Here is a 9,623-nt window from a genome sequence, read left to right as displayed (position 1 = left end):
TTTCATTCTTTCGTTTTCAATTTGTTGATAAATTGAAAAACCTAGAAGTTTTCCGCGGCGGCTGACAATGTAAACATTTGCTTCAATTGTTTCACTTAATGTTTCTGACATTTCTTTGAAGTTTACTGGCTTTCCTGCAGCTTTTTGCAATAATACATTAATTTTTCTTGTTTTTGTAAGTAAATCCATCGTGTTTCTTCCTCCTAATTAACTACAAACATTATTAAATTTAAAAAGCTATTACAATCATTTTCGACGTATTAGGTCATTTAAGGAACGATGTTTCCAAAAAATTTAAGATTAAACAACTGTTCCTAAAGAATAAACTGGGATAAATCTTTATTTTTTGATATAGCACCAAGTTTATCATCGACATACTGCGGTGTAATCGTGATTTTCTCCATTGAAATATCCGGTGCTTCAAAAGATAAGTCCTCTAAAAGCTTTTCTAATATCGTATGGAGTCGTCTGGCACCAATATTGTCTGTATTTTGATTTACTTCGAATGCTATTTCAGCAATTCTACGAATAGCATCGTCAGAAAATTCAATTTGTATACCTTCTGTTTCCAATAATGCTTGATATTGCTTTATTAAAGCATTATCCGGCTCGATTAAGATTCTGAAAAAGTCTTCCACAGTCAATTTCGTTAGTTCCACCCGAATCGGGAATCGGCCTTGAAGTTCAGGTATTAAATCAGATGGTTTAGCCATATGAAACGCCCCAGCAGCGATAAATAAAATATGATCGGTTTTAATCGAACCATATTTCGTAACTACTGTCGAACCTTCAACAACCGGTAAAATATCCCTTTGAACACCTTCTCTCGAAACATCTGCTGAAGAGCCTCCAGAATTCTTGCTTGCAATTTTATCGATTTCATCAATAAAGATAATCCCATTTTGTTCCGCGCGATAAACGGCTTCTGATGTAACTTCATCCATGTCAATCAGTTTTGCAGCTTCTTCATTTGTTAACACTTTCCTTGCTTCATGAACGGTTAATTTTCTTTTCTTCCGCTTTTTCGGCATAAAGCTGCTCAGAGCATCCTGCATGTTCATACCCATTTGTTCAATACCAGAACCTTGGAGCATATCAAACATAGAAGGCGTTTGCTCCTCAACCTCTACGGTAACAATTTCATCCTCTAACTGACCAAGAGCAAGTTTCTCTTTAATAATCTTTCGTTTTTCTTGAATAGAGTAATCTTCCTGCTGCGTCTCAGGTTCAGCATTAGAATTTCCTCCTCCAAACAACATTTCGAGTGGGTTTTTATAGTTCGTCGATTTTTTTGCAGATGGAACAAGTAAATCTACAAGCCTTCCATTTGCATTTTCCTCGGCCCGCTCCTTTACACTTTGCATCCGGTCCTCTTTCACTAATCGAACAGAGGTTTCGGCTAAATCTCTAACCATTGATTCAACATCACGGCCAACATAGCCTACTTCTGTAAATTTAGTCGCCTCAACCTTAATAAACGGTGCACCAACAAGCTTTGCAATCCTTCTGGCAATTTCCGTTTTACCAACCCCGGTCGGTCCTATCATCAAAATATTTTTAGGAATAATTTCTTCCCGGAGTTTGTCATTCAATAAACCCCTTCTGTAACGGTTCCTTAAGGCAACAGCGACCGCTTTCTTTGCATCCTTTTGTCCAATAATATATTGATCAAGTCTTTCGACAATTTGGCGGGGGGTTAAATTGGTTGTTCTACCCATATTTTTCAGTCTCCTTCCCGTTATAGCTCTTCAACGATAATGTTGTGGTTCGTGTATACACATATTTCCGCAGCTATTTCTAAAGAAGCTTTCGCGATTTCTTTCGCAGATAGGTGTTCCCCGGAATATTTCTTCAGTGAACGACCTGCTGCCAATGCGTAATTCCCACCAGAGCCAATCGCGAGAATCCCATCATCGGGTTCAATGACTTCCCCAGTACCGGAAACAAGAAGCAAACTTTCACGATTCATTACAATTAACATCGCTTCCAACTTGCGGAGCATTTTATCGTTTCTCCATTCTTTTGCAAGCTCAACAGCTGCTCTTTGGAGATTCCCATTATACTCCTCTAATTTCCCTTCAAACAGTTCAAAAAGAGTAAATGCATCAGCAACAGAACCGGCAAAACCAGCCAATACTTTACCATTAAATATCTTTCTTACCTTTTTTGCAGTGTGCTTCATCACTACTGCATTACCAAATGTTACTTGGCCATCACCAGACATAGAACACTCGCCATTATGATGAATTGCAAATATTGTTGTTGCATGAAATTGATTCACACAAATCTTCCTCCTTCTGGAGTAATTTCCGTTTATAAACACAAATGGTATGTAAATAATTGGATCAAGTAGAATCTGGTTCTTCATCAATTACTTGTTATAGATTTGGATAAAACGAAATCAATGAAATCAAGTTGACAATGTTCAATTGTATATTTTGCGTAATTCCTCTTAATTTGTAAACAGAAGATACATAAATTTAATAAAACATTCACATTTATCATACTATTCATTGACAAGGGCTACTAAATCGTAACATACTTCCATTGTCCTTGCAATAAATTTTACAAAACTTTCACAAAGTTCTGAATTGTTTCTAACGCTCGATTTGCATGCTGTAAATTCCTTTCCTGCTTTCCTTTAATTTTAACTGGCAGCTCAGGAAACAATCCAAAATTAGCATTCATCGGCTGAAAGTTATCCGGATTTGCTGTAGTAATATAACGTGCCATACTGCCAATAGCTGTTTCCGACGGAAACTCTACTGTATCCATTCCTTTAACTAATCGTGCTGCATTGATTCCAGCCATTAAACCACTTGCAGCTGATTCTACATATCCCTCAACACCAGTCATTTGACCGGCAAAAAATAAATCTTCACGATTTTGGAATTGATATGTGGCCTTAAGTACCTTCGGTGAATTAATAAAGGTATTACGGTGCATCACACCATATCGAATGATTTCTGCATTTTCAAGACCAGGAATCAACTGAATAACTTCCTTTTGAGCTCCCCACTTTAAATGTGTCTGAAAACCGACAATATTAAACAGGGTCCCAGCTGCATCATCTTGACGAAGCTGCACAACTGCAAATGGTCTTTTTCCTGTTTTCGGATCCTCTAAACCAACCGGTTTTAACGGTCCAAAAAGCATCGTTTTCTTTCCTCTTGCCGCCATTACTTCAATTGGCATACAGCCTTCAAAAAAGACCTCTTTTTCAAATTCCTTCAATGGTACCGTCTCAGCGGAAATGAGTGCTTCATAAAAACGATTAAACTCTTCCTCTGACATCGGACAATTTAAATAGGCAGCTTCTCCTTTATCATAGCGGGACTTCAAATAAACTTTTTCCATGTTGATGCTTTCTTTTTCTAGAATTGGTGCCGCTGCATCATAAAAATATAGATAATCTTCCCCGGTTAAGTTTTTAAGCTGTGCTGAGAGATCTGGGCTGGTTAGCGGTCCTGTAGCAATAACGGTTGGCCCATCAGGAATTTTGGTGACCTCTTCATTTACAACCGTAACATTTTTATGATTTTTGACCATCTCAGTTACTTTGGCGGCAAATTCATGCCGATCAACCGCCAAAGCTCCACCTGCTGGAACGGAACAGGCATCAGCCGCCGCGATAATCACAGAATCAAGCTTTCTCATTTCTTCTTTTAATACCCCAACAGCATTTGTTAACGTATTTGCCCGCAATGAATTACTGCATACCAATTCTGCAAATTTATCTGTATGGTGTGCTGGAGTTTGCTTTACTGGGCGCATCTCATAAAGACGTACTTTTATGCCACGTTTAGCAATCTGCCATGCTGCTTCACTTCCTGCTAAACCAGCACCAACTACATTTATTGTTATGTCTTTCATTTTGGAACCTCCTGAAATTCTTCCTGGAACTTGGGTTCAATACCATTTTGGTTAAAAAAGCATTATAAATATAGCTTTCCCACAATTAAGTCCATCTTGCATTGTACTATACGTATGAAAAAGAAAAAAGTTTTAATTACTTATTTATTTACAAAAATAAAAAGAGTGGAACTTTCCCACTCTTAACTTTGCGGTTCTTCCTTGTAATCACAAGTAACACATTGAACTTGAATGCCTTTTTTTAATTTCTTTTCGACTAGCAAGCCTTCACATTTAGGGCAGGCTCTCGGTAACGGTTTATCCCAAGAAATGAATTCACACTCTGGATATCGAGTACAGCCGTAAAACAATCTTTTTTTCTTACTCTTTCGCTCAATAATCTGTCCTTCCTTACATGAAGGACAAGTTACACCGATTTCTTTTACAATCGGCTTGGTATTCCGACAATCCGGGAAATTACTACAAGCCATGAATTTTCCGTATCTGCCCATTTTAAAAACCATTGGGTTTCCACAGTTTTCACAATCCTCACCAGCTGGCTCATCTTTAATTTCTACTGACTGCATTTCTTTTTCAGCCTTTTCTACATGCGTTTCAAAATCTTGGTAAAATTCATCAATAATTTGAACCCATGGTACTTTTCCGTCTTCGATATTATCCAACCCTTGTTCCATTTTTACTGTGAACTCCACGTCAATAATGTCAGGGAAAAATTCAAGAATCAACTCATGGACAATTTCACCCAGCTCGGTGGGTACAAATCGTTTATTATCAAGCGCAACATAGCCCCGTTTTTGAATTGTATCCAAGGTAGGTGCATATGTAGAAGGGCGACCAATTCCAAGCTCCTCCAGTGTTTTGACAAGTCTTGCTTCTGTGTATCGTGGTGGAGGCTGTGTGAAGTGCTGCTTTTGATCAATATCCTTTTTAAACACTTCATCTCCTTCTTTGAGATCTGGAAGCATTTTTTCAGGTCCATCTACTTGGTCATCTGACCCTTCAACATATAGCTTCATAAAGCCTGGAAACTTTATTTTAGAGCCGGTAGCACGGAACAGTACATTTCCATTCTGCAAATCCACACTCATCGTATCCATAATTGCCTGTGCCATTTGACTTGCTAAAAAACGCTCCCAAATTAATTTGTATAGACGGAGCTGATCACGTGAAAGAAATTCTTTTAAGCTGCTAGGATCTCTTAATGGACTTGTAGGACGAATTCCTTCATGGGCATCCTGTGCATTCGTTTGCTTTTTTTCTTTTCTTTGTTCATTCTTTAAAAAGTTTTCACCATATTCCGCTTTTATATAGTTAGCGGCCTCTGCCTGCGCAACTTCTGAAATTCGAGTGGAATCAGTTCTCATATACGTAATGAGACCAATTGTTCCTTCTTTTCCAAGTTCAATTCCTTCGTATAACTGCTGTGCAAGCATCATCGTTTTTTTAGCCCGGAAGTTCAGCTTTCTGGCTGCTTCCTGCTGTAAGGAGGATGTGATAAAAGGCAGCGCAGGGTTTCTACGACGCTCTTTTTTCGTCACAGAAATCACTTTGAACTTATCTTCTGTCAATTGCCCTAAAATAGCCTGAACGTCTTGTTCTGACTTAAGCTCTTTTTTATCATGGCCAACCAAAGAATAGAAATTGCCACTGAATTGATCTTTTCCCTTTAAAAATTCGCCTTCAATCGTCCAATATTCTTCAGGTGTAAACGCTTTTATCTCTTTTTCCCTATCAATAATCAAACGAGCTGCAACGGATTGAACACGTCCTGCGCTTAAGCCTTTTTTCACCTTCTTCCAAAGAATCGGGCTGATATTATAGCCTACAAGCCGGTCTAAAATCCTGCGTGCCTGCTGAGCATCAACAAGATCCATATTAATTGGACGAGGATGCTTGAATGATTCTTTTATTGCATCCTTTGTGATTTCATTAAATACAACACGGCAATCTGAGTTAATGTCAACATCTAAACTGTGCGCTAAATGCCAGGCAATTGCTTCCCCTTCACGATCCGGGTCGGCCGCGAGATAAACTTTTTTTGCCTTTTTGGCCGCTGTTTTTAATTCCTTTAAAACAGGGCCTTTCCCGCGGATTGTAATATATTTTGGTTCAAAGTTATTTTCTTTATATACACCCATCTGACTCCGTGGCAAATCACGAACATGCCCCATCGAAGCTTTTACTTTATATTTATTTCCTAAGTATCGTTCAATTGTTTTCGCTTTTGCTGGCGATTCAACGATTACAAGAAATTCTGCCATTCAAATATCCTCCTTAAGAGGGAAAGTGTGAAAGCGCCTCGAATGCGGCAAAAGCCTATTTCTAAGATGCTTACCATTTGAGAAGTTTTCCTAAATTCCAGTTTTAACAATTTTAACTGGAGAAAATACTTTACAAAACTGCCTTATCCCAAAAATTTTAATTATATGTTTATTACAATAGTATTTATTCATTTTTGATATATTCTTTTTTTCGAACATCTGTTGGAAAATGTATAACATAATAGAAATTTTTGCAACCTTTTTTAGCTAATTTCTCCATTTAATCGAAAAAACCTGCAAAAATAACAATTTTTATTCTAGGTTTTTAATTTTACATAGAGTTTAATCTTATTTCTTCCAAAATATCCTCAGCCCTTGTAACAAGCTTTGCCCCTTGCTGAATTAAATCATTTGCTCCGATGGAAAATGGATTAAAAATACTTCCAGGTAACGAAAATACATCACGTCCTTCATTGACGGCATAATTGGCCGTGATGAGCGAACCGCTTTTTCGCTTTGCTTCTATAATAAACGTTCCGGCCGCTAAACCGCTAATGATTCGATTTCGTGCGGGAAAATGCCATCTAAGCGGCTTGGTATCTGGGGGATATTCGGATACGACAAGCTGTGTTTTCATTAATTCAAGTGCAAGATTCATATTTTCTTTTGGGTAGATATGATATAAACCGCCTGCAATAACAGCGATTGTTTTACCGCCATTTTTTATCGCATTTTCATGTGCCAGGGTATCTATTCCCTTTGCTAAACCGCTCACAATGAGAACACCATTATCTATTAACTCAGGAAAAATTAACCTAATCGCATTTCTTCCGTATTGAGTAGCTTGACGAGAGCCAACAACTGCAAGTTTCGGCTCTTTTTCAAGAAGCGATAAATCACCCTTCACAAATAAAGCCCATGGCGGCTGGTAGATTTCTTTTAAGTACTTTGGATATTCATTATCGAAAATAGTAATCACAGTAATATCATTGGTTTCGTATTGACGGATTTGTTCGTGAATAAGGTCAGGATGTAGAGGAATGATAGAAGATTTATCCAAAGCATCATCGTGGTTTACTTGTGGAAATAAGGAAATCTGATGAGGTGATTGGGGTTGGGTCCGGTACAAGGACTGAAGTGTTGGATCCTTTTTTAGGATTTGATACACAGTATTCCATGTGATATTTGGGTAATGAAGCAAATGAATCAGTTTTTCTTTAAAGTCATCCATTATTCATTCTCCTTTTTTTATAGTACGAGAAATAGCCCCTCAACTATGAGGGACTATCTGTAACCATCATGATGTGTATATTAGTGAGTCTTACACTTTTCATATAGACCTTGCTCTTTCAAAACTTCAATTAGTGTTTCACCCATTACAGATGGGGTATCCGCTACTTTAATGCCGCATTCATTCATGATACGGATTTTTTCGTCTGCAGTACCCTTTCCGCCAGAGATAATGGCACCAGCGTGGCCCATACGTTTTCCTGGAGGTGCTGTACGTCCGCCGATAAAACCAACAACAGGTTTTGTCATGTTTGCTTTAACCCATTCAGCTGCTTCTTCTTCAGCAGTACCGCCAATTTCCCCAATCATAATCACTGCGTATGTTTCAGGATCTTCATTAAAAGCCTTTAGAACATCAATGAAGTTAGTACCATTAACTGGGTCACCGCCAATACCAACTGCAGTTGTTTGACCAAGTCCTGCTTGTGTTAGTTGGTGTACAGCTTCATATGTTAATGTTCCAGAGCGGGAAACTACCCCAACATGTCCTTTTGTATGGATGTAGCCTGGCATAATACCAATTTTACATTCATCAGCAGTAATAACACCAGGACAGTTTGGACCTACAAGGCGGGTCTTTTTGCCTTCCATGTAACGTTTTACTTTCACCATATCTAATACAGGAATATGCTCTGTAATACAAATAACAAGATCTAATTCCGCATCAACAGCTTCGATAATAGAATCTGCTGCAAATGGTGCCGGGACATAAATAACAGATGCATTTGCACCAGTTGCTTCAACGGCTTCCTTTACCGTATTGAAAACTGGTACACCTTCAACTTCCTGACCTTTTTTCCCAGGAGAGGTACCACCAACAATTTTGGTGCCATATTCAAGCATTTGTTTTGTATGAAAACGGGCTGTTCCGCCTGTTATCCCTTGAACAATAACCTTTGTATCTTTATTAATAAAAACGCTCACGTTAATTCCCCTTTCTTGTCAATCCTATTTCACTAATGAAACGATTTTTTGTGCGCCGTCAGCCATGGATTCTGCAGCAATAATTTCAACGCTTGACTCTGCTAGGATTTTCTTACCTAAGTCAACGTTTGTTCCCTCTAAGCGAACAACAAGTGGAACACTTAGTCCAACCTGCTTAGCTGCTTCGACAACACCCTCAGCAATGACATCACACTTCATGATTCCGCCAAAGATATTGACAAAAATACCTTTTACGTTTGGATCAGAAAGGATAATTTTAAAAGCTTCTGTAACCTTTTCAGCTGTCGCACTGCCCCCGACATCTAAAAAGTTTGCAGGATCGCCGCCGTAATGTTTAATGATATCCATCGTTGACATGGCAAGGCCGGCACCATTAACCATACAGCCAATATTGCCATCTAAAGCTACATAGCTTAAATCATATTTAGACGCTTCAATTTCCTTTACATCTTCTTCTTCAAGATCACGGTACACTAATACATCTTTTTGACGATACAATGCATTTGAGTCGAAGTTTAATTTTGCATCAAGCGCCATTACTTTTCCGTCTCCTGTAACTACAAGCGGGTTAATTTCGGCAATTGAACAGTCCTTTTCGATATAAGCATTATATAAGCCCATCATAAACTTAACAGCTTGATTAATAAGTTCATTTGGAATATTGATATTAAAAGCAATACGGCGTGCTTGGAATGCCTGTAAGCCAATTGCCGGATCGATTTCTTCTTTAAAAATTTTCTCAGGAGTTTTTGCAGCTACTTCTTCAATTTCTGTACCGCCTTCTTCAGATGCCATTAAAACAACACGTGAAGTGGCACGGTCTAATACTAAGCCAACATAGTATTCTTTTTTGATGTCACAGCCTTCTTCGATAAGTAAACGTTTCACTTCTTTACCTTCAGGACCTGTTTGGTGTGTGACCAATGTTTTTCCTAGGATTTCATTAGCATATGTACGAACCTCTTCAAGGTTTTTAGCAACTTTAACACCGCCGGCTTTCCCCCGTCCACCAGCATGGATTTGTGCTTTTACAACACAAACCTGTGTGCCTAGTTCTTTCGCCGCCTCAACTGCTTCTTCAACAGTGAATGCCACTTTTCCGTTAGGAACCGCAACCCCGTAATTTCTGAGGATCTCTTTCCCTTGATACTCATGGATATTCATTTCCCATCCTCCTATCAAACTCTTTTAGTAAAACTTAGCGTTAGCCAAGTCTTTTTTTGGCGAATGCCGTAGTTTTTCTTATGCACAGAA

General features: G+C 38.5%; 7 protein-coding genes and 1 pseudogene. All 8 read right to left on the bottom strand.

From position 1 onward, the window contains the following. Positions 1–189: pseudogene (locus V7150_RS06015) on the bottom strand (GTP-sensing pleiotropic transcriptional regulator CodY); the annotation flags it as partial. 125 nt (positions 190–314) lie between these two features. Beyond that, the gene (gene hslU, locus V7150_RS06010; RefSeq protein WP_283922632.1) at positions 315–1,718 is read right to left on the bottom strand and encodes an HslU--HslV peptidase ATPase subunit; all 1,404 of its coding nucleotides are present in this window, start codon (positions 1,716–1,718) and stop codon (positions 315–317) included. Between the two features lie 20 nt (positions 1,719–1,738). Further along, complete coding sequence (hslV, locus tag V7150_RS06005) at positions 1,739–2,281, bottom strand: ATP-dependent protease subunit HslV (RefSeq protein ID WP_149869589.1); 543 nt, start codon at positions 2,279–2,281, stop codon at positions 1,739–1,741. A 284-nt stretch (positions 2,282–2,565) separates the two neighbouring features. Beyond that, a complete protein-coding gene (gene trmFO, locus V7150_RS06000) occupies positions 2,566–3,873 on the bottom strand; it encodes an FADH(2)-oxidizing methylenetetrahydrofolate--tRNA-(uracil(54)-C(5))-methyltransferase TrmFO (protein ID WP_335514856.1) in 1,308 nt (435 codons plus the stop codon). Positions 3,874–4,055: 182 nt separating this feature from the next. Further along, positions 4,056–6,134 (bottom strand): type I DNA topoisomerase, encoded by a 2,079-nt coding sequence (topA, locus tag V7150_RS05995; RefSeq protein ID WP_335514853.1) that lies wholly within the window; start codon positions 6,132–6,134, stop codon positions 4,056–4,058. Positions 6,135–6,465: 331 nt separating this feature from the next. Continuing rightward, positions 6,466–7,365, bottom strand: a complete 900-nt coding sequence (gene dprA / locus V7150_RS05990) for a DNA-processing protein DprA (RefSeq protein WP_335514850.1) — start codon at positions 7,363–7,365, stop codon at positions 6,466–6,468. Between the two features lie 80 nt (positions 7,366–7,445). After that, entirely contained in the window at positions 7,446–8,348 is a 903-nt protein-coding gene (gene sucD / locus V7150_RS05985; protein WP_335514847.1) for a succinate--CoA ligase subunit alpha, read from the bottom strand. Between the two features lie 24 nt (positions 8,349–8,372). Continuing rightward, a complete protein-coding gene (gene sucC / locus V7150_RS05980) occupies positions 8,373–9,533 on the bottom strand; it encodes an ADP-forming succinate--CoA ligase subunit beta (RefSeq protein ID WP_335514844.1) in 1,161 nt (386 codons plus the stop codon). Positions 9,534–9,623: the final 90 nt, after the last annotated feature.

Origin of the sequence: Neobacillus drentensis, from assembly GCF_036965245.1 — a bacterium.
In the GTDB taxonomy this organism is placed as follows: Bacteria; Bacillota; Bacilli; order Bacillales; family Cytobacillaceae; genus Neobacillus; species Neobacillus drentensis_G.
This window is presented reverse-complemented; position numbering and strand designations above follow the sequence as displayed.